The 20188-nt window shown below is 37.2% G+C and carries 22 protein-coding genes; 21 read left to right on the top strand and 1 reads right to left on the bottom strand.

The annotated features are described in order from the left end of the window. The first annotated feature begins 11 nt into the window (after positions 1-11). A complete protein-coding gene (locus tag ACFJGY_RS03435; protein ID WP_379968154.1) occupies positions 12-902 on the top strand; it encodes an alpha/beta hydrolase family protein in 891 nt (296 codons plus the stop codon). 124 nt (positions 903-1026) lie between these two features. After that, complete coding sequence (locus ACFJGY_RS03430) at positions 1027-1437, top strand: VOC family protein (protein WP_379968152.1); 411 nt, start codon at positions 1027-1029, stop codon at positions 1435-1437. 98 nt (positions 1438-1535) lie between these two features. Here ACFJGY_RS03430 and topA read toward each other — a convergent pair whose 3' ends face one another. Next, entirely contained in the window at positions 1536-4106 is a 2571-nt protein-coding gene (gene topA, locus ACFJGY_RS03425; protein WP_379968150.1) for a type I DNA topoisomerase, read from the bottom strand. Positions 4107-4229: 123 nt separating this feature from the next. On the opposite strand from topA, the gene ACFJGY_RS03420 reads away from it, so the two are divergent. The 19 genes from ACFJGY_RS03420 to ACFJGY_RS03330 all read left to right on the top strand — a co-directional run bounded on the left by ACFJGY_RS03420 (position 4230) and on the right by ACFJGY_RS03330 (position 20186). After that, positions 4230-7883 (top strand): MMPL family transporter, encoded by a 3654-nt coding sequence (locus ACFJGY_RS03420; RefSeq protein ID WP_379968148.1) that lies wholly within the window; start codon positions 4230-4232, stop codon positions 7881-7883. A gap of 42 nt (positions 7884-7925) precedes the next feature. Further along, positions 7926-8837 (top strand): dialkylrecorsinol condensing enzyme DarA, encoded by a 912-nt coding sequence (locus ACFJGY_RS03415; RefSeq protein WP_379968146.1) that lies wholly within the window; start codon positions 7926-7928, stop codon positions 8835-8837. 3 nt (positions 8838-8840) lie between these two features. Then, positions 8841-9980 (top strand): beta-ketoacyl-ACP synthase III, encoded by a 1140-nt coding sequence (locus ACFJGY_RS03410; protein WP_379968144.1) that lies wholly within the window; start codon positions 8841-8843, stop codon positions 9978-9980. Beyond that, positions 9980-10411, top strand: coding sequence for a hypothetical protein (locus tag ACFJGY_RS03405; protein ID WP_379968142.1), 432 nt, complete (start codon positions 9980-9982; stop codon positions 10409-10411). Before ACFJGY_RS03410 ends, ACFJGY_RS03405 begins: the two co-directional genes overlap by 1 nt. 75 nt (positions 10412-10486) lie before the next feature. Next, positions 10487-10930 carry an ABC transporter permease gene (locus ACFJGY_RS03400; RefSeq protein WP_379968140.1) on the top strand — a complete coding sequence of 148 codons (444 nt, stop codon included), beginning with the start codon at positions 10487-10489 and terminating at the stop codon, positions 10928-10930. Continuing rightward, positions 10927-11334 carry a hypothetical protein gene (locus ACFJGY_RS03395; protein ID WP_379968138.1) on the top strand — a complete coding sequence of 136 codons (408 nt, stop codon included), beginning with the start codon at positions 10927-10929 and terminating at the stop codon, positions 11332-11334. The genes ACFJGY_RS03400 and ACFJGY_RS03395 overlap by 4 nt, the downstream gene beginning before the upstream one ends. After that, positions 11334-12329 (top strand): BtrH N-terminal domain-containing protein, encoded by a 996-nt coding sequence (locus tag ACFJGY_RS03390; RefSeq protein ID WP_379968136.1) that lies wholly within the window; start codon positions 11334-11336, stop codon positions 12327-12329. The genes ACFJGY_RS03395 and ACFJGY_RS03390 overlap by 1 nt, the downstream gene beginning before the upstream one ends. Before the next feature lie 48 nt (positions 12330-12377). Next, positions 12378-12587, top strand: coding sequence for a hypothetical protein (locus ACFJGY_RS03385; protein WP_379968134.1), 210 nt, complete (start codon positions 12378-12380; stop codon positions 12585-12587). Next, positions 12569-12850 (top strand): Txe/YoeB family addiction module toxin, encoded by a 282-nt coding sequence (locus ACFJGY_RS03380; protein ID WP_379968132.1) that lies wholly within the window; start codon positions 12569-12571, stop codon positions 12848-12850. The genes ACFJGY_RS03385 and ACFJGY_RS03380 overlap by 19 nt, the downstream gene beginning before the upstream one ends. Positions 12851-12897: 47 nt before the next feature. Next, positions 12898-13653, top strand: a complete 756-nt coding sequence (locus ACFJGY_RS03375) for an ABC transporter ATP-binding protein (protein WP_379968130.1) — start codon at positions 12898-12900, stop codon at positions 13651-13653. Continuing rightward, entirely contained in the window at positions 13643-14905 is a 1263-nt protein-coding gene (locus ACFJGY_RS03370) for an ABC transporter permease (RefSeq protein WP_379968128.1), read from the top strand. Before ACFJGY_RS03375 ends, ACFJGY_RS03370 begins: the two co-directional genes overlap by 11 nt. Beyond that, complete coding sequence (locus tag ACFJGY_RS03365) at positions 14895-15314, top strand: acyl-CoA thioesterase (RefSeq protein WP_379968126.1); 420 nt, start codon at positions 14895-14897, stop codon at positions 15312-15314. Before ACFJGY_RS03370 ends, ACFJGY_RS03365 begins: the two co-directional genes overlap by 11 nt. Beyond that, positions 15311-16444: a beta-ketoacyl synthase N-terminal-like domain-containing protein gene (locus ACFJGY_RS03360; RefSeq protein WP_379968124.1), complete on the top strand. Its 1134-nt coding sequence runs from the start codon at positions 15311-15313 to the stop codon at positions 16442-16444. Before ACFJGY_RS03365 ends, ACFJGY_RS03360 begins: the two co-directional genes overlap by 4 nt. Positions 16445-16483: 39 nt before the next feature. Continuing rightward, the gene (locus tag ACFJGY_RS03355) at positions 16484-16735 is read left to right on the top strand and encodes an addiction module family protein (protein WP_379968122.1); all 252 of its coding nucleotides are present in this window, start codon (positions 16484-16486) and stop codon (positions 16733-16735) included. Positions 16736-16790: 55 nt separating this feature from the next. Further along, positions 16791-17018 (top strand): type II toxin-antitoxin system RelE/ParE family toxin, encoded by a 228-nt coding sequence (locus ACFJGY_RS03350; protein WP_379968120.1) that lies wholly within the window; start codon positions 16791-16793, stop codon positions 17016-17018. Positions 17019-17036: 18 nt separating this feature from the next. After that, a complete protein-coding gene (locus ACFJGY_RS03345) occupies positions 17037-17576 on the top strand; it encodes a 3-oxoacyl-ACP synthase (RefSeq protein WP_379968118.1) in 540 nt (179 codons plus the stop codon). A gap of 91 nt (positions 17577-17667) precedes the next feature. Further along, on the top strand, positions 17668-17925 hold the full coding sequence (locus ACFJGY_RS03340; protein WP_379968116.1) for a phosphopantetheine-binding protein: 258 nt from the start codon (positions 17668-17670) through the stop codon (positions 17923-17925). A gap of 3 nt (positions 17926-17928) precedes the next feature. Continuing rightward, positions 17929-19125: a beta-ketoacyl-[acyl-carrier-protein] synthase family protein gene (locus ACFJGY_RS03335; RefSeq protein ID WP_379968114.1), complete on the top strand. Its 1197-nt coding sequence runs from the start codon at positions 17929-17931 to the stop codon at positions 19123-19125. Next, on the top strand, positions 19125-20186 hold the full coding sequence (locus ACFJGY_RS03330) for a beta-ketoacyl synthase N-terminal-like domain-containing protein (protein WP_379968112.1): 1062 nt from the start codon (positions 19125-19127) through the stop codon (positions 20184-20186). The genes ACFJGY_RS03335 and ACFJGY_RS03330 overlap by 1 nt, the downstream gene beginning before the upstream one ends. Positions 20187-20188 lie beyond the last annotated feature (2 nt).

Below are 20188 nucleotides of genomic sequence, written 5' to 3'. Positions count from 1 at the left end.
ACTAAATATAAATGAAAACCACAAAACACTTCTACACAAACTTCCTTCTGTTATTATTTCTATTTACCACCACCACTCAAGCATTCGCAACACCACCAACCTTCACCACCAAGAACATCAAGTTCCTAAGCCAGGGCGACTCGCTTGCAGGAACCATTTACAAGCCGGATCATATTTCTGCTGCGGTTGTCATCATTCACGGATCGGGACAGGAAAAAAGGATGACAGAATTTGCGACAATGCTTGCTAACAATGGGATTGCGGTTCTGACATATGACAAACGGGGCGTCGGTGAATCTGGCGGCACCTATGCCGGTCCGGAAGTAGGCACCAATAATGTGGACGCCACCAATCTTAATCTGCTGTCTCTGGATGCAAGTGCTGCAGTGGACGTGTTGTCCAAATATCTGTCAAACAAAAAAATACAAATAGGCTTAACAGGTGGGAGCCAGGCCGGATGGATCATTCCGCTGACGGCAGAGAAGAATAAGAAAGTCAAATTTATGGCGATCTTCAGTGGCGCACTCATCACTGTGAAAGAGCAGCTGAGATTTCAGTTTTACACGAACGGCAATTCAAAATTCTGGGATACGCATACAGAAGAAGATGCCCGCAAACACACGATGACTGACCCGGACAGATACGAGTTCATAGACGTAGATCCAATGGATGCGCTTTCGAAACTATCAATCCCGGGGCTGTGGATCTTCGGCGGCAAAGACATCCAGGTTCCCGTGAATCTCTCCATCGAACATCTTAATACCTTAATATCCAAAGGCAAACGCTATGAGTACAAATTATTTCCGTTATTAGGGCATAATACCGCGTTCTCGGATGATCAAAATCCGGTGAAGGAGATGATTGAGTGGATGAAAAACATAAAAATATCGCAAAAACAATAAGCCATAGATGTTACGGAAAGAATGAACAAACCAAAAATCTTATTCCTGTAATATCTAATAACTGACATACTCTTGTCATAACATCATTCTACTTTTGTACTATATAAATTAAAAAACAAAAGAAATGGGTAAGACAAATTTTACATCAATAAGAATTATCACCGCAGATATCAAGCGATTGGTTCTGTTTTTTGAAGCCGCAACAGGCTCGGCAGCCAAATGGGCGACTGATGATTTTGCAGAGATCACCTCTAAATCTTTCACACTGGCAATCGGCAGTACACGTACACTGGCTTTCTTCGGAGATGGAGTTGCAGAACCTGCAGCCAATAAAAGTGTCATCATAGAATTCCTTGTTGAGGATGTGGATAATGAGTATCTGAGAATTAAGGATCTAACAAATGAGATCGTTCAGGAGCCAACAACCATGCCCTGGGGTAATCGTTCTTTGCTGTTTCGTGATCCGGACGGGAATTTAATTAATTTTTTCACCCCTTTAAGTAACGAAGCAAAAGAGAAATTCCCGGTTAATTAAATAAAATTGGACTTAGAATAAAATCTCTTGGTAATTTTAATAAAACAAACCCCTTTTGATGATTTCAAAAGGGGTTTATTATTTTAAGTTTAAAACTATTACTTTTTAGCAGCAGGTTTCTTAGCCGGTGCTTTTTTCGCTGCAGGCTTTTTAGCAGTTGTAGCTTTTTTCGCTGCAGGTTTCTTTTTCTCGACGAAGGCTTTTGGGTCTTGCGCCGTGATCCATTTTTTCACCTCATCCAAGGAAACATCTTTTAGTTCGTCTGCTTCGTATTTGGTATCGTCTTTCTTTTTCGGGATCTTGAACATTCCTTTCCCGAATTTCACAAATGGTCCCCATCTTCCGTTCTCGATGGAGATCTTTTCTTTTTCCCATTGCTGAATGTATCGGTTGGCTTCTTTTTCCAGTTTCGCATCGATCAGTTCATTGATATCGTTTTGAGACAGATTATCGAAGTTATATCGTTTCGGAACGTTGATGAAAATACTTTGGTATTTGATAAAAGGTCCGAATCTTCCTGTTCCTTTCGTCACCGGTTCGCCTTTGTAGCTTGCGATTGGTGCGTCTGCCACTTTCTTTTCATTGATGATCTCTTCCGCACGGTTTTGATCGACTGAAAGTGGATCTTCTCCCTTCGGAATGCTGATATAAGTCTCGCCCCATTTCACATAAGGTCCGAATCTTCCAACGCCAACAGAAACCGGCTGTCCATCTACTTCCTTCAGTTCAAAAGGCAGTCTGAACACTTCCAAAGCCTCTTCCAGAGTGATGGTTGCAATATTCTGATTCGCCATCAATGATGCGAAGATTGGTTTCTCCTCATCATCCTGCTCGCCGATCTGGATCATCGGTCCGAATCTTCCGATTCTTGCGTGAACATTTTTACCGGATTTTGGATCAACGCCTAAGATTCTTTCGCCATTGGCACGATCTGCATTTTCCTCAACATCTTCGATTCTTGGATGGAATTTGGAATAGAAATCCGTCATCATTTCCTTCCATTTCTGAGCACCGTTGGCAATCTCATCAAATCCCTCTTCTACTCTCGCTGTGAAACCGTAATCCAGAATCTCAGCAAAATTATTGGTCAGGAAATCATTGACTACTTCGCCTATATCGGTCGGAACGAATTTATTTTTATCACCACCGAATTTCTCGTTGAGAACTTCTTTTTTAACACCGGATTTCCCCAATGTCATTTTCACGATCTCTCTCGTTTGTGGCTCTATCTCTCTTTTATCTACATATTCACGATTCTGAATCGTCTGAATTGTAGGTGCATAAGTCGATGGACGGCCGATTCCCAACTCTTCCAGTTTCTTAACTAATCCGGCTTCCGTAAATCTTGCTGCCGGTCTCGTGAATTTTTCTGTTGCTGTAATTTTTTTATAATCTAAAGCTTCGCCAACGGAAACTTTCGGTAACAATTTCTCGTTGCTGTCATCATCTTCGTCTTCGGTTTTTACGATGCCGTAAGCCTTAAGGAAACCATCAAAAATGATCACTTCACCCTGCGCTTCGAAATGTTGTGGCAACTTGGCACTTCCAATTTCAATCACAGTTTTCTCGATCTTAGCATTCTCCATTTGAGAAGCCAAAGTCCGTCTGTAAATTAATTGGTATAATTTGTTCAACTGTGCATCACCAATGGATTTCAAAGCGAAATCTGTTGGTCGGATCGCCTCGTGAGCTTCCTGTGCAGAAGATGATTTGGTCGTGTAATTTCTTGGTTTGGAATAATTCTCACCGTATTCTGAGATGATTTGTGCTTTCGCACCATTGATCGCTTCCTGAGATAGATTTACGGAATCTGTTCTCATATAAGTAATAAATCCTTCCTCGTAAAGTCTCTGCGCCAGACGCATCGTAGAAGTTACGTTATAGCCAAGTCTTGATGATGCTTCCTGTTGCAAAGTGGAAGTTGTGAACGGCGCCGAAGCTGTTCTGGTTCCTGGTTTGGTTTCTACGTTCAGAACTTTGAAGTCTGTAGTTTTGGCCAGATTAAGGAAGTTCTCTGCATCAGATTCTTTCTCGAAATCCTTTTTAAGTTTCGCTAAAATCTCTTGTTGAGCATTGTTAAGGAAAATCCCTTCAAGTCTGAAACTAGGTTTTGGTGTAAACTCACGGATTTCTTTTTCTCTTTCAACCACCAATCTTACAGCAACAGATTGTACACGTCCTGCAGAAAGTCCGGTTTTTACTTTTTTCCAAAGAACCGGTGACATTTCGAAACCAACGATTCTGTCCAGAACCCGTCTTGCTTGTTGCGCATTTACAAGATTCTGGTCGATATCTCTGGGATTATCAATCGCTTTCAAAATCGCATTTTTGGTGATCTCGTGGAAAACGATTCTTTTTCTATTTTCGGGTTTTAATTTCAATTCGTCCGCAAGATGCCAGGCGATTGCTTCTCCTTCGCGATCCTCATCGGAAGCCAGCCAAACCATATCTGCTTTTTTCACAGAAGCCTTCAGTTCTGCAACCAATTTCTTCTTATCAGCAGAAACTTCATAGTCAGGTGTAAAGTTGGAAAGGTCTATTCCCATTCCTTTTTTAGGCAGATCGCGGATATGTCCGAAGCTGGACTTCACCTCGAAATCTGAACCTAAATACTTCTGAATAGTTTTTGCTTTTGCCGGAGATTCGACGATCACTAAGTTTTTTGGCATTCCGAAAATTTTTGCAAAAGTAGAGGTTTTTTTTTATACATCTAATTTAGAGTTTTTGATTTTCAAGTTGTCATAATTAATTATATCAATGAAAGCGTTAAATTTGCTCGTTCAAGACCCGAAATGCATCGCTTTTTTATCTTTTTATATTATCTGATCGCCAAAAACAGAATTCTTTCTATCGCAGTTGCTTTAGGAATTTCTGCGTTGTGCTTATTTTTTGCTTCAAAGATTAATTTTGAAGAAGACATCAATCAGATTATTCCTAAAAATGAAAAATCCGATCTTACGGCGAAAGTTCTGAAACAACTTAACTTTTCGGACAAAATCATCGTCATTATTGAAAACAAATCGAAAGACGATAATTTTCAGTTATCCGAAACTGCAGACCAATTTTTAGAAAAAACAAAACCTTTAGAGAAATACATTAATTCGATTCAAGGGAAAGTAAATGACAATGAGATTTCCGAAACGTTTGATTTCGTGAATCAGAATCTGCCTTTCTTTTTAGATGAAAACGATTACAAAGAAATCGAGCGAAAAATCAACAAAGACAGCATTGCCAAACAGGTTGAAAGCAATTATGTTTCTCTGGTTTCGCCGACGAGTTTGGTAACGAAAGATTTTATTAAAAAAGATCCGCTGGGAATTACTTTTCTTGGCATAAAAAAACTGAACGCTTTAAATATCAGCAAGGATTTTAAACTCGAAGACAATTACGTAGTTACCAAAGACGGAAAAAATCTTCTGCTTTTCATCGAGCCTAAAAACAAAAGCAACGACACGAAAAATAATGAAGCGTTCGTAAATCAACTGAACGAAATTAAAGACAGCCTCAACAAAGAATTCAAAGGGAAAACGGAACTCAGTTATTTTGGTTCGCCTGTAATTGCCGTTGCCAATGCACAACAAATCAAGAAAGACATTCAGAATACGGTTATTATTTCGATGACGGTTCTTCTGATCTTGTTGATGTATTATTTCAGGAATTTTTTTACACCTATTATCGTTTTCCTGCCGACTCTATTTTCGGTTTTACTGGCGCTGCTGGTTTTGTATTTTATTAAAGATAAAATTTCGGCCATTTCATTGAGTGTCGGCGCCATTTTGATTGGAATTACGATTGATTATGCGCTTCACATTCTTACACATTACAAGCATAATAACAATATTGAAGATCTTTATAAAGAGATCACACAACCGATTATTCTGAGCAGTGCAACAACGGCCGTTTCTTTTCTGTGTCTGGTTTTTGTACGTTCCGAAGCTTTGAAAGATCTGGGACTTTTCGCATCGATAACCGTTATGTTTTCGTCTGTTTCGGCATTGATTATCGTTCCTCAATTGTATCATCCGAAGGAAAAATCAGAGAACATAAATACAAACTTTATTGATAAAATCGGGCATTATCCTTACGAGAAAAACAAACCTTTGATTATTGGTTGTTCTTTGATCATTATCGCTTGTTTATTTGGCTTCCGGCACGTTGGTTTTAATGAAGACATTGGTGATCTCAATTACATCCCGAAAGATCTGAAAATAAGTGAAGCCAAGCTGGAAAAATTGTCTGACATCACTTCAAAATCGATCTACACTATTTCTTACGGGAATTCTGAAGAAGAAGCTTTGACGAGAAATTCAGGTTTAAGTCAGTTTTTGGAAAAAGAGAAGAAGGAAGGGAAAATTTTAAGTTATAATTCGATTGGAAATGTTGTTCTCTCAGCAAAAGATCAGCAGAAAAAAATAGAAATCTGGAATAATTTCTGGAGTCAAAATAAAAAGAACACAACGATTTCTGAATTAATAAACAATGGAAATAAATTTGGTTTTAATTCTTCCGCTTTTGACCAGTTTGATGAAAATCTCAATAAAACTTATCCGACTTTAAGTCTAAAAGATTACGAAAAAATAAAAGCTCTTCAAATCTCAGAATTTCTAAGTCAGGAAAATGGCTTTTACACCGTTTCGAATGTGGTGAAAGTAGATGAAAAGAAAAGAGATGCGTTTATCAAAGATATTGAAAAGAAGCACGATGCTATCGCCATCGACCGTCAGCAGATGAATGAAAACTTTTTAGGTCTGCTAAAAAGAGATTTCAACACGTTGATCAATTATTCATTATTGGCGATTCTTTTAACAATCATTGTTTTCTTCCGAAATTTTGAACTGACAATGCTCACAATGTTTCCCATTGTCTTGACCGGCGTTGTAACCGCAGGGTTTTTATACTTTTTAGGATTAGAACTCAATATTTTTAGTACCGTTGTCTGTACATTGGTTTTCGGGGTTGGAGATGATTTCAGTATTTTCCTGACGCAGGCGATGCAGAAGGAACATACAACTGGCAAAAACGAACTTCCAACTTACAGAATTTCCATTATTCTGGCGGTTTTCACAACGATTTTATCAATTGGTTCATTGATATTTGCAAAACATCCGGCTTTGCATTCTCTAGCTTTGGTTGCGCTCATTGGGATGCTTTCTGTGATTATCATTACCTCGACTCTTTATCCTTTCTGGTTCCGGTTTTTGATTATCAACAGGCAGAAAAAAGGACTTTCGCCAGTTACTTTTAGATTGTTTTTACACTCGGTGATTCTTTTCTTTTATTACGGATTGGGTGGATTAATATTTTCAGCACTTGGAAGTATTTTCGTGAAAAATTCTAAAAGGAAAACTTTAGATATTATCAAATTGATTTTAGCTAAGTTTATGAAATCTGTTCTTTACGGAAATCCTTTTGTTAAGAAAAAAATCATTAAAAATCCAAACGAAGACCTCAGCAAACCGGCTATTATCATTGCCAACCATACTTCTTTCCTTGATACTTTAGCAATTGCGATGGTAACTCACAAGGTGGTCTATCTGGTAAATGATTGGGTCTATGATTCTCCTATTTTCGGAAAAATGGTAAAAGCTCTAGGGTTTTTCCCTGTTTCTCAAGGTATCGAAAATGGGAAGGAGAAACTGAAGAAAAAAATCGACCAAGGTTATTCGTTAGTTGTTTTTCCTGAAGCTGCAAGATCCTATTCAAATGATATAAAACGCTTTCACAAAGGTGCTTTTTACCTTGCCGAAGAATTTGGTTTGGATATTTTACCACTTTATATTCACGGAAATGCTGAAGTGTTGCCCAAAGGTGATTTTATCATTTATGATGGGAATATCATTGTAAAAATTGGCGAAAGAATCAGTAAAAACGACCTTAGTTTTGGCAAAAATTATTCTGAAAGAGCGAAAAACATCAATTCTTATTTCCGAAATGAATTTGCGAAATTGAGAAACGAAATTGAGGATGAAAATTATTTTAAAAAGAAATTATTCTTAAGTTTTCTGTACAAAGAAATCGAAGTTGTAAGTGAGGTAAAACAAGATTTTAATAAAAACAAATCGGATTATTTTGAATTAAATAAACACATCGTAAAAGACACAACGATTCTTCATATTGCGGATGATTTTGGACAAAAAGACGTTCTTCTGACATTACAGCAAGCCCGTAGAAAAATCTTTAGCTTTATTAAAAATGAAGAAAAACGTGAGATTGCAGAACAGAATTATATCGTTAAAAGAAGGAAAATAAATTACATAAAATCCCTTTCTGACATTAATAAAACCATTGATATTCTCTTAATCTCTGACCAGAATTTTGACCTTTCCGAAATCCCAAATTTACCGAAAACTATCATTTTTTTCAACACAGAAAATTCACTTTCTGAGAATCCTGATTTTAACTTAGTGCATAATTCCGAATCAATTAAAGTATTAAGACGCAAATAATAAATTTGAAAATGTTATTTTTGTTTTTATATTAGATTATTGATGCAGAAAAACATACTTGTCATTTATTATTCCCAAACGGGGCAACTGGAAGATATTGTAAAAAATATCGCCAAACCTTTTGAAAATAATGAACAATACAAAGTCACCTATTACAATATCAAACTGAAAGAAGATTTTCCTTTTCCGTGGCCTGGTGACGTTTTTTTCAACACTTTCCCCGAATCTTATCTTCAGATTCCGAGCGAAATATTTCCACCTTCCGATGAAGTTCTGAACACCAAATTCGATCTGATACTTTTCGGATATCAGGTTTGGTATCTCACACCATCGATTCCGATCATTTCATTTCTGAAAAGCGGATTTGCTGAAAACATCCTGAAAGATACGCCGGTTGTGACCATTTCCGGAACCCGGAATATGTGGATGCTTTCTCAGGAAAAACTGAAAGTCTATTTGAAAAGAATGAATGCCAAATTGGTAGGAAATATTGCTTTGGTAGACAGACACGACAATTATACCAGTGTTTTGACAATTCTGAAATGGCTGACAACCGGAAAAAAAGAAAAATCCGGATTGCTCCCTGCAGCAGGAATTTCCGATGAAGAAATAAACGGTGCAGGAAAATATGGCGAGATCATAAAAACCCATTTTGAAAGTGATGATCTTGAGGATCTTCAACCTGATCTTGTGAAAAATGGTGCCGTAGAAATACGACCTTTTCTGGTAAGAGTGGAAAAAGTAGGTAACAAGATCTTCACCGTTTGGTCCAATCTTATCATCAGGAAAAAAGAAAAACGACCTTTGCTGATCAAATTCTTTAAGGTATATTTGATGGCAGCAATATGGATAATCTCACCAATTGTTTTGGTTTTTCACATACTATTAGCACCATTTTTGTTTGTCAAGAGACGAAAACAAAGAGAATATTTACAAGGAATTAATTTAAAATAAAAGATGAGCAACGTATACATCACAAAATCATCCACATACTTACCAAACGACCCGGTTTCCAATGACGATATGGAAAAACACCTCGGCCTCGTAAACAATACACCTTCCAAAGCAAGAGCGCTGATCTTGAGAAATAATCAGATCAAAACAAGATATTATGCATTGGATGATAAAGGAAATCCAACACATACTAACGCTCAAATAACTGCGAACGCGATCAACGGACTTTTTGATGAGAATTTCAAAAAAGAAGATATGGAATTGCTGTCCTGCGGAACAACTTCTGCAGACCAGATCCAGCCTTCTCACGCCTCAATGGTTCACGGTGAACTTAACATCGGAAAATCTGTTGAAATCAATACAGCAATGGGACTTTGCAATTCCGGAATGAACGCTCTTAATTATGGATTTCTTTCTGTAAAAGCCGGTGTGAAAGAAAATGCCGTTTGTGTAGGTTCTGAGAGATTTTCTTCCTGGATGACAGCGGATAAATTTGACCACGAAGCAGAAAACCTGAAACTTCTGGAGGAAAGACCAATCGTCGCTTTCAAAAGAGAGTTTTTGAGATGGATGCTTTCTGATGGCGCCGGCGCTTTCTTGCTGGAAAATAAACCAAGAGAAAACGAAACTTCACTTAGAATCGAATGGATTGATTTCTATTCTTACGCTCACCAAATCGAAGCTTGTATGTATTCTGGCTGTGAAAAGCAGGAAGACGGAAGCCTTAAATCCTGGGCAGATTATCCATCTGACGAATGGCTGAAACAGTCGATTTTCGCTTTGAAACAAGACACGAAAATTCTTGATAAATATATTCTGGTAAAAGGAGCAGAAAGTCTGAGAACGTCTTTCGACAAACATCAGCTTGACCCGGAAACTGTTGACCACGTTTTGGCACACATTTCCTCAGGCTATTTCAAAGATGGTCTGAAAGAGGAATTTGCGAATGTCGGTTTGGATTTCCCTTGGGACAAATGGTTCTATAACCTTTCCGAAGTTGGGAATATCGGCGCTGGTTCTATCTTCATCGCTGTTGAACAGTTGATGAATTCAGGAAAATTAAAGAAAGGTGAAAAAATCCTGCTTTGTGTTCCGGAAAGTGGAAGATTTGCTTATTCTTGTGCATTATTGACGGTTTGCTAATGGAAAACACGTTACCGAACTCTGATAAAAATTTTGTAGAAAGTCTGATTCCACAGCGGTTTCCATTCGTAATGGTTGGCGAAGTTTCTGACTATTCTGAGAACCATGTGATTTCTGGATTTATTATTAAAGAAGATAATATTTTTGTAAGTGAAGGAGCTTTTCAGGCTTCTGGTTTGATAGAGCACCAGGCTCAGACTGTAGCTTTGCATACGGGATACAAATATTTTCTCTTAGGTAAAGAATCTCCGACAGGTTATATCGGTGCCATCAAATCTTTCGAAGCGGAAAGTTTACCAAAAGTGGGCGACCAATTGATAACAGAAGCTACAATTCTGAATGAAATGATGGGCGTAACTTTGGTTGAAATTATTACTAAAGTTAATGATATCGAGATTGCAAGATCACAGATGAAAACTGTAGTGAAATAATTAAAAATCTAAATCACAAAAGAAAAAAAGTAAATTATTCTAAGTCAGAAATTACGGTTGCTTTTTAAATAAAATATGGAACTGAAGGACGAAAACTTAATCAATATCCACAATTTTCTGCCCCATCGCAAACCAATGCTGATGACAGATTATATTTTGGAATTGACAGAAGAAAAAGTTATCACTTCTTTCGAAATTAAACCAGATAATATTTTTGTTTTAAATCATGAATTTGTTGAATCTGGATTAATAGAAAATGTGGCGCAAACCTGTTCATCAATTCTTGGACAAAGTTTTTTCCAGAATCCTGATGTTGAAACGAAAGTTATCGGTTTCATTACCAACATCAAAAAAATAGAAATTTTTGCCTTACCAAAAGTGGGCGACACTATCATTTCAAAAGCGTCTTTGATCTCTCAATATGAGAACATTTGCCATATTTTCTGTGAGACTTTCATTAATGAAAAATTACTGATAAGAGCAGAAATTAATTTGTTTATTCAAGAATTAAAGCAATGAAAAAACAAGACATTCCACAGGACGAAAGTAGTCTGACATCCGCAAATATGACCGAAGTCTTATATGTGACTGATGAAAATCACAATTACAGCACTGCAAAAAGCATTGGCTGGGAAGCAAAAAAAGCAGCCCTTGACGAATCGATGGCTCTCATCAATGAAAGAATCGAAGAAGCTAAGCAAAACGTCGCCAACAACATCGTTAGCCCAATCATCTATTTTATGGAGTTCAACAAAATGGATTTTCAAGTTCTTGCAGCGTATGTCGGAAAGTGGCAATGGACAGTGAAAAGACACGCAAAACCAAAAGTATTTAAAAAACTAAGTGATTCTACTCTGAAAAAATATGCCGACACGTTCGGAATTTCGGTAGATGAATTAAAAAATTTTGACGGGAAATCATAATGAAAATCAACTTCGAACACCACCAGACAGCCCACTGCGAAAACGGTGTTGCCTCCAATCTACTTATCAACAGAGGTTTAAAACTCAGTGAGCCAATGATTTTCGGAATAGGTTCCGGATTGTTTTTCGTGTATCTGCCTTTCTTAAAAGTCAATTTTGCGCCGGGTTTCAGTTACCGTCCGATGCCGGGAGCTATTTTTAGTAAAGCGGCAAAAAGACTGGGCATTAAAATCAAAAGAATTAAATTTTCAAATCCTAAGGAAGCTCAGGCTGCTTTGGAGAAAAATTTAGAACAAAATATCCCGACAGGACTTCAGGTAGGCGTTTTCAACCTGACTTACTTTCCTGAAGAATATAAATTCCATTTCAACGCCCACAATTTGGTGGTTTACGGAAAAGAAGACGGAAAATTCCTTATCAGCGATCCTGTGATGGATTTTGCCACAACTTTAACTGAGGCCGAACTTGAAAAAGTTCGTTACGCAAAAGGCGCACTCGCTCCGAAAGGTCATATGTATTTCCCGACACATATTCCGGAAAATGTAAATCTGGAAGAAGCTATTAAAAAAGGAATTAAAGATACCTGTAAAAATATGCTCGCTCCCGTTCCGATTATCGGAGTAAAAGCAATGCGTTGGGTTGCAAAAAGCATCCCGAAATGGACAGACAAAAAAGGGACAAAAGTAACCAATCATTACTTGGGGCAATTGATAAGAATGCAGGAAGAAATCGGTACCGGCGGTGGCGGATTCAGGTTTATTTACGGTGCCTTTTTACAGGAAGCGGCTGTCATTCTTAAGAATGACGAACTTAAGGAATTATCTAAAGAAATTACTGCAATCGGTGACCTTTGGAGAGATTTTGCTGTGGATATTGCGAGAGTTTATAAAAACAGAAATTCAAAAAGCGACATTTACAATCAGCTTTCAAAATCGATGCTGCATATTGCTGATCTAGAGGAAGCTTTTTATAAAAAATTGAGAAAGGCGATTTAACAGTCAGTAATTTAATTTATCTAAATTTGTACTCAAATACAATGACTTATGACAACATTCAGTTTCAAAATAGATTCTCGCGAGAGTAAAAAAATAAAAGCTATTCTCAAAGCTCTTGGTGTGACCGAATTGAAAATCAAAGAAGAAGAAATTCCCTCTAAAAAGTTTACTGAAAAAGTAGAAAGAGCCAGAAAGGAATATTCAGAGGGAAAAGCAGTTGCTGTAAATACAAAAAATATATGGGAAGGTATCGAATAGTCCGCACCAAAGAAGCGGCAAAAGACCTTGCTAAAATTTTAAAATCCGGTAATAAATCTGATATCAAAAAGGTGGAAATTTTCTTTAGCGAAATCGAAGAACATCCCAGAGCTGGTAAAGGTTTACCAGAGCAATTAAAATATTTTGACGGAGAAGTTTGGAGCAGACGGATTAATAAAAAAGACAGATTTGTTTATGAAATTTTTGAAGAAGATAAAAATGTTATTGTAGTGAGTTCCTTAGGACATTATAGCGACAATTAAACTTTTTCTAAAGTCTAATAATCAGTAATAAATCTTCAAAACAAACAATGTCAAATTTCATCATCGAAATAAAAAACCTCTACAAGAAATACAAAAATTCGGAAGACTTTTCGGTTAAAGATATTTCTTTGAACATTGATAAAAACGAAATCTACGGAATTCTCGGTCCCAACGGAGCGGGAAAAACAACCTTGATTTCTATGCTTTCAGGTTTGATTAAACCGACCTCAGGAAGTTTTACCATCAACGGATTGTCGCCAAAAAAAGACAATTCAAAAATCAAACAAATCATCGGCGTTGTTCCTCAGGAATATGCGCTTTACCCCACTTTGACCGCGAAGGAAAATCTTTTATTTTTCGGAAGCTTGTATGGTTTAAAACAAGCCTATCTTCACAAAACTATCGATGAAGCTTTGGAATTGATGGGCTTAACAAAATTTGCCGATAAAAAAATTGACCAGTTTTCTGGCGGAATGAAACGCCGTTGCAACCTTATTGCAGGAACACTTCACAACCCGAAAGTTCTGTTTCTGGATGAGCCGACGGTTGGCGTTGACGTTCAATCCAAAAAAGCAATTATTGATTATCTTTTAGATTTAAATAAGAAAGGAACGTGCATTATTTACACGTCGCATCACTTATCGGAAGCTGAGGAATTCTGCACAAAAATTGCCATCATCGACCACGGAAAAATTCACGCAACGGGAACGCCGGAAGAATTAGTGGAAAGAGTTGCCAATGCTGAAAATTTGGAGGATGTTTTCATTTCATTAACCGGAAAAGAATTGAGAGATGTTGTATAAATTGTGGAGAAGTTTTATCAAGGAAATTCAGTTGCTGAAGAGAGATTCGGGCGGAATTGTCATCATTTTTCTGATGCCGTTACTACTGATTGTTACGATTACTTTAATTCAGGATTCGACATTCAAAAATCTGGAAGGTTCAAAAATCCCGATTATTTTTATTGATAATGATCAATCTGAAGTTTCCAAAGTCATCCAAAAAGAACTTGAAACGAGCAAAACATTTGAACTCGTTACGGATTATAATGAAAAGTCAGCCGAAAAAGCTGTGTTCACGGGAGATTATCAAATGGCAATCGTCATTCCGGAAAATTTAACGAAAGATTTAAATTCAAATATCGATTCTAAAGTTCAGACCGTCGTAAGTTCGTTTGGTTTGGAAACAGATTCGGCTGCAACAAAAGCTGTGGCTTCAAAAGCGAAAGACATTCATCTCTATTTCGACCCTGCAACTAACGCAGGTTTTAAAAATTCTGTAATGAATGCCATTAACAAAATGGTTTTTGAAATTGAGAATAAAAAAATCTACAAAGCCTTTCAAGACCAACTCGGAACGACCGAAGACCTTGAAAATAAAAGCTTAATTACCTTCAAAGAAATCACACCAAACAAAGGCAAGGAAGAACTGATGCCAAATTCAGTTCAGCACAACGTTCCGGCGTGGGCACTGTTTGCTATTTTCTTTATTGTAGTGCCATTATCGATTAATTTAGTTAAGGAAAAAAGTCAGGGAACGAGCGTCAGAATCCGCATAAGTCCGACGCCGTACTTCATTCACATTTTAGGAAAAACATTTACTTATCTCATCATTTGCGTCATCCAGTTTTTGCTGATGGTTGCGGTGGGAATCTGGCTTTTCCCTATGATGGATTTGCCTCAGTTTGATGTTACCGGAAAAATGTTTCATCTTCTCATTGTCACTTTATTTGCAGGATTGGCAGCTATTGGATTTGGTATTTTAATCGGTACTGTTTCCGACACTCAGGAACAGTCTGCGCCGTTTGGAGCGACTTCGGTGGTGGTATTAGCAGCGGTTGGCGGAATCTGGGTTCCGGTTTTCCTGATGCCCGAATTTATGCAGAAAATCGCACAGTTTTCCCCGATGAACTGGGGACTGAATGCGTATTACGATATTATTTTAAGAAACAGCGGCATTGGCGAAATTGCCAAAGAACTGCTTTTCTTATTTTTATTTTATATTGCGATGGTAACCATCTCTTTATTATACGAAAGAAAACAAAATGCAGTCTAAAAATTTAACCTGTACCGAAGAAGTACGCGTCCGATTCAACGAGACAGACCCGTTGGGAATTGTCTGGCACGGTCATTACATCGTCTATTTTGAAGACGGAAGAGAGGCTTTCGGAAGACAGCACGGTTTGACCTATCTCGACATTCAGAAAGCAGGATTTACCACACCGATTGTAAAAAGCACGTGCGAACATTTTCTCCCTTTGAAATATGGAGAAACCTTTAATATTGTAACGACTTTCGTGAATTCTGTTTCAGCGAAACTGATTTACAAATACGAGATTTTCAATCAGCAAAATCAATTGGTTTGCAGTGGCGAAACCATTCAGGTTTTTCTGGATTCTGAAAATAATTTATGCCTGTATAATCCTGAGTTTTTTCAGACCTGGAAAGATAAAATGGGATTATGACGAAGGAAATTTACATTACAGATTACAACTGCATCACTCCTTTGGGTTTTGACGTAGAATCAAACTGGAATGCACTTTTGGTAGGAAAATCCGGTGTTGCTTTACATAAAGTCATAGAAAATAGCGAAGCTTTTTTTGTTTCTAAAATCGATGAGAAAAAATTGGAAGAAGAATTTAATAAACACTTCGACAATCAGAATTTCACAAGACTTGAAAAAATGTTTTTATTAAGTGTAAAGCCTTTGGTAGAAAGAAATCCAATTTCAGATGACACCGCTTTTATTCTTTCAACAACAAAAGGAAATATCAGTTTATTAAAAAACGAAAGCACTTTACCGGAAGGCGTTTACCTTTCAAAATTAGCTCAAAAACTGGCTGATTTTTTTGGATTTAAAACCAAACCGATTGTCGTTTCCAATGCCTGTGTTTCTGGCGTGATGGCAATTTCTGTGGCGAAAAATATGATTCAGGCGGGAAAATATAAAGATGCTTTCGTCATTGCCGGAGATGAAATTTCTGAATTTGTGATTTCAGGATTCAATTCTTTTCAGGCAATCGGAGGTGAACCCTGCAAACCTTACGATAAAAACCGAAATGGAATTAATCTAGGCGAAGCGACGGCAGCAGCTTATATCACTTCAACTCCATCAGAAGACGAAAAGTTTAGGTTTAAAGTTTTAGGCGACTCAGCGATTAACGATGCGAATCATATTTCCGGACCTTCCAGAACCGGTGATGGGTTGTTTGCGAGTGTTCAAAATGCAATGAAAGAAGCGAAAGTTTCAGCCGAACAAATCGATTTCATTTCCGCTCACGGAACGGCAACACTTTACAACGACGAAATGGAAGCCATCGCTTTCAACCGAATGAATTTACAAAATGTTCCTCTGAATAGTATGAAAGGTTATTATGGACATTGTCTGGGAGCATCCGGTTTATTGGAAAGCATTATTTCTATGGAATCTGCTTTGAAAAAAACTTTGCTTTCATCCAAAAACTTTGAAGAAATGGGAATTTCTCAGGATTTAAATATTATTAAAGAAAATCAATCGGCAGAAATTAAATATATCCTGAAAACAGCTTCTGGTTTTGGTGGTTGTAATGCAGCGATAGTTTTGGAAAAAGCATAAAATAATTTTGTAATTTTGGTAGAATTAAAGTTTTAGGAAATGGAATCTACTGTTGAAATAAGAAAAAGAATTCACGACTATATAGATGATGCAGATGAGCGTATCCTTCGTATTTTCAATGCAATCATTGATGCAGAAGAGGAAGATTCAGAATTGGAACCGTCCGAATATCCTCAAGTTCCGGATTATGTTTATGAAAGAATCGAAGAAGAACGCAAAAAATATTTGAACGGCGAGCTAAAGACTTCTTCGTGGGAAGAAGTGAAAGCAAGATTGATGGAAAAATTATGACATATCATCTTTCATTATCTCCAAATGCTGAAGCCGATTTGCTTGAATCAGCATTATGGTACGAAAGCCGACAAATTGGACTTGGAGAAAATTTACAAAAAAAGTTGAAACTTATCTCTCCCGAATTCAAAATAACCCATTGCATTTTCCTTTGAAAAATGGAAAACTGCGTGAAGCTTACATTCAAAAATTCCCTTTTGTTATCATTTATGAAATTGTGGAAAATGAAATTCTTGTCTTTGCTGTTTTCAACACGCATCAAAACCCAACAAAAAAGCCTTAAACTTTTTGAAAATCCTCAATGAAGAAAACAGACATCTGCACCATAGAAAACTCAAAAATAACTATCAACAAACAAATTATTTTTGAATCCGAAACCGAAAGTTTCTCAGATTTCGCAAAAGAAGCTTACAAAAGTTTGGAACTGAATTATCCAAAATTTCATAAAATGGATCACCTGAGCAAACTGGCTTTTCTCGCTTCCGAAATGATTCTGAAAAACGACGACCACAGTAAGACAGCTCTGGTTTTCGCCAACAAATCCTCAAGCCTCGACACCGATTTTAAATATCAGGAAAGCATTAATTCAGAGGGAAATTATTTTCCGAGTCCTGCAGTTTTTGTTTACACTTTACCCAACATTTGTGTTGGAGAAATCAGCATTAAAAATAAAATGCAGACCGAAAATGCGTTTTTCGTCTTGAATGAATTGGATGAAGAATTCCTAAACTCGTATGCGGCACAGATTCTGCAATCAGGGAAAGCTGAAAAAGTCCTTTGTGGTTGGGTCGAACTATATCAGGAAAGTTATAAAGCTTTTGTATATTTGCTAACTACGTAATTTAACAATAAAAACAGTATAACAATGTAGCAATACTATTCAGTCTCAATTGGTAAACTGATACATTGATACATTGGTAAATTTAAAAGAAATGGAAGATTTAAAATTAGAATTAAAAAACAAAATTATAGGCGTTCTTAATCTTGAAGACGTTGCAGTAGAAGAAATCAAAGATACAGATCCGCTATTTGGCGGCGGGCTTGGATTGGATTCTATCGACGCTCTGGAATTGATTGTACTTCTTGAAAAAGATTACGGAATCAAATTAGCTGACCCGAAAAAAGGGAAAGAAATCTTCCAGTCTATCGAAGTGATGGCAAAATATATCGAAGAAAACAGAACTAAATAGTTAATGAGTCAAAGAATTGCCATAACAGGAATGGGCATCATTTCCTCCATTGGTAACAATGTCGAGGAAAATTTTATTTCGCTTACGACTGGTAAACACGGTATTTCAGACATCGAACTGTTTGAAACACGCCACACCGGAAACATCAAAACAGGCGAGATAAAACTATCTAATGAAGAACTTGTACAGAAACTTCAGCTTAAGGAAGAAAACAGTTTTACAAGAACGGCTTTGTTAGGAATGGTTGCCGCAAAGGAAGCTGTAGAAAACGCCGGAATTTCGGATATCAACGAGTACAAAACCGGACTCATTTCCTCCACCAGCGTGGGCGGAATGGATATTACCGAAAAATATTTCTACACTTACGAAGATTTTCCTGAAAAGCAAAAATACATCGACGCTCACGACGCCGGAAATTCATCTTTGGCAATTGCAGAATTATTGGGTCTGAAAGGCATGGTTTCTACCATCAGCACTGCATGTTCGTCCGCAGCAAACGCAATTATGATGGGTGCAAAACTTATCAAAAACGGTGTTCTCGACCGTGTGATTGTCGGTGGAACCGATTCACTTTCGAAGTTTACTTTGAATGGGTTTAATACGTTGATGATTCTGACAGATTCTTACAATACGCCTTTCGACAACGACAGAAAAGGGCTGAATCTCGGTGAAGCAGCCGCTTTCCTCGTTTTGGAATCTGATGAAGTGGTGAAAAAAGAAAATAAAAAAGTTCTCGCTTACCTTTCAGGTTACGGAAATGCGAATGATGCGCATCATCAAACCGCATCTTCGGAAAACGGACAAGGTGCTTTTCTGGCAATGGAAAAAGCTTTAAAAGTTTCAGGTTTAAATAAAGAAAACATCGATTACATCAATGTTCACGGAACTGCGACTCCGAATAATGATTTGTCTGAAGGCATTGCAATGATTCGGATTTTTGGAGAAAACCAGGTCCCGGAATTCAGTTCTACGAAAGCATTTACGGGTCACACTTTGGCGGCAGCAGCGGGAATTGAAGCGGTTTATTCGATTTTGGCTATGCAGAATAATGTGATTTTTCCAAATTTAAATTTCAAAAATAAGATGGAAGAATTTGATTTGACGCCGGTTACCGAACTGAAAAACAAAGATATCAATCACGTACTTTCCAACTCATTTGGATTCGGAGGAAACTGTTCAACTTTAATTTTTTCTAAATAATGCGTGCAGTTTACATCAACAGTGCAGCTTGCATCTCGGTTCAGGACACTTTAAGTGAAAATTTTTTCGACACTTTACAGCCAGAAAATTCGTCCCAGGTTTTAAAAGCGATTGAGCCCAACTATAAAGAATTCATTCCGCCAGCGATGAGCAGAAGAATGTCTAAAACGGTAAAAATGAGTTCGGTAGCCTCTACAAAAGCTTTGCAGGAAGCCAGAATTGAAAAACCAGACGCCATTATTGTAGGAACCGGAATGGGCTGTTCTCAGGATTCGGAAAAATTTCTGAAAAATGTTTTAGAAAACAATGAGGAGTTTCTGACTCCGACATTTTTCATTCAATCGACTCACAATACAGTTGCCGGGCAAATTGCTTTGGGTTTGCAATGTCACGGCTATAACTTTACTTACGTCAATTGTTCTTCTTCTTTAGAATTTTCAATGTTGGATGCAAAACTTCAGATTCTGGATGGTGAAGCAGACAATGTGTTGGTTGGTTCCACAGACGAGCAAACCGAAAGAACAATGGGGTTATACCAGTTGAATAATTCCATCAAAAAAGAGGAAAATCTTCCGGCTGATTATCTTAATTCAAAAACGGAAGGTGTGATTTGGGGCGAAGGCTCGAGCTTTTTTGTTTTAAGTAATGATAAAAGGGAAAGTTCTTACGCTCAACTAAAAGATATTCAAATCATTAACAATTTAAACGTAGACGAAACTCAGCAATTTATTGAGTGTTTTTTAATTAAAAATGATTTAAAGAATGATAATATTGATGCTGTCATTTTAGGTTTCAGCGGAGATTCTGAATCTGATATTTATTATAAAAAAGCATCGGAATTATTTCAAAACTCTTCACAATTATACTTCAAACATTTGAGCGGCGAATTCAATACAGCAAGTGGTTTCTCAATATTTATGGCTTGTCATATTCTTAAAAATCAAGAGATTCCGGAAGTAATGAAAATTAATTCTGTGGAAAAAGAAAGTATTAAAAATATTCTTCTTTACAATCATCTTGGTGGAATTGATCACAGTTTGGTTTTGTTGGAAAAAATTTAAAC

Origin of the sequence: Epilithonimonas sp. UC225_85, from assembly GCF_042695135.1 — a bacterium.
Lineage (GTDB): Bacteria > Bacteroidota > Bacteroidia > Flavobacteriales > Weeksellaceae > Epilithonimonas.
Note: the sequence above shows the minus strand (reverse complement) of the source record. Positions and strands in the feature narration are given on the sequence as shown.

Coding starts and splice junctions, on each gene's coding strand:
- ACFJGY_RS03435 (WP_379968154.1), top strand. CDS start 12: ATGAAAACCACAAAACACTTCTACACAAACTTCCTTCTGTTATTATTT.
- ACFJGY_RS03430 (WP_379968152.1), top strand. CDS start 1,027: ATGGGTAAGACAAATTTTACATCAATAAGAATTATCACCGCAGATATC.
- topA (WP_379968150.1), bottom strand. CDS start 4,106: ATGCCAAAAAACTTAGTGATCGTCGAATCTCCGGCAAAAGCAAAAACT.
- ACFJGY_RS03420 (WP_379968148.1), top strand. CDS start 4,230: ATGCATCGCTTTTTTATCTTTTTATATTATCTGATCGCCAAAAACAGA.
- ACFJGY_RS03415 (WP_379968146.1), top strand. CDS start 7,926: ATGCAGAAAAACATACTTGTCATTTATTATTCCCAAACGGGGCAACTG.
- ACFJGY_RS03410 (WP_379968144.1), top strand. CDS start 8,841: ATGAGCAACGTATACATCACAAAATCATCCACATACTTACCAAACGAC.
- ACFJGY_RS03405 (WP_379968142.1), top strand. CDS start 9,980: ATGGAAAACACGTTACCGAACTCTGATAAAAATTTTGTAGAAAGTCTG.
- ACFJGY_RS03400 (WP_379968140.1), top strand. CDS start 10,487: ATGGAACTGAAGGACGAAAACTTAATCAATATCCACAATTTTCTGCCC.
- ACFJGY_RS03395 (WP_379968138.1), top strand. CDS start 10,927: ATGAAAAAACAAGACATTCCACAGGACGAAAGTAGTCTGACATCCGCA.
- ACFJGY_RS03390 (WP_379968136.1), top strand. CDS start 11,334: ATGAAAATCAACTTCGAACACCACCAGACAGCCCACTGCGAAAACGGT.
- ACFJGY_RS03385 (WP_379968134.1), top strand. CDS start 12,378: ATGACAACATTCAGTTTCAAAATAGATTCTCGCGAGAGTAAAAAAATA.
- ACFJGY_RS03380 (WP_379968132.1), top strand. CDS start 12,569: ATGGGAAGGTATCGAATAGTCCGCACCAAAGAAGCGGCAAAAGACCTT.
- ACFJGY_RS03375 (WP_379968130.1), top strand. CDS start 12,898: ATGTCAAATTTCATCATCGAAATAAAAAACCTCTACAAGAAATACAAA.
- ACFJGY_RS03370 (WP_379968128.1), top strand. CDS start 13,643: ATGTTGTATAAATTGTGGAGAAGTTTTATCAAGGAAATTCAGTTGCTG.
- ACFJGY_RS03365 (WP_379968126.1), top strand. CDS start 14,895: ATGCAGTCTAAAAATTTAACCTGTACCGAAGAAGTACGCGTCCGATTC.
- ACFJGY_RS03360 (WP_379968124.1), top strand. CDS start 15,311: ATGACGAAGGAAATTTACATTACAGATTACAACTGCATCACTCCTTTG.
- ACFJGY_RS03355 (WP_379968122.1), top strand. CDS start 16,484: ATGGAATCTACTGTTGAAATAAGAAAAAGAATTCACGACTATATAGAT.
- ACFJGY_RS03350 (WP_379968120.1), top strand. CDS start 16,791: ATGGTACGAAAGCCGACAAATTGGACTTGGAGAAAATTTACAAAAAAA.
- ACFJGY_RS03345 (WP_379968118.1), top strand. CDS start 17,037: ATGAAGAAAACAGACATCTGCACCATAGAAAACTCAAAAATAACTATC.
- ACFJGY_RS03340 (WP_379968116.1), top strand. CDS start 17,668: ATGGAAGATTTAAAATTAGAATTAAAAAACAAAATTATAGGCGTTCTT.
- ACFJGY_RS03335 (WP_379968114.1), top strand. CDS start 17,929: ATGAGTCAAAGAATTGCCATAACAGGAATGGGCATCATTTCCTCCATT.
- ACFJGY_RS03330 (WP_379968112.1), top strand. CDS start 19,125: ATGCGTGCAGTTTACATCAACAGTGCAGCTTGCATCTCGGTTCAGGAC.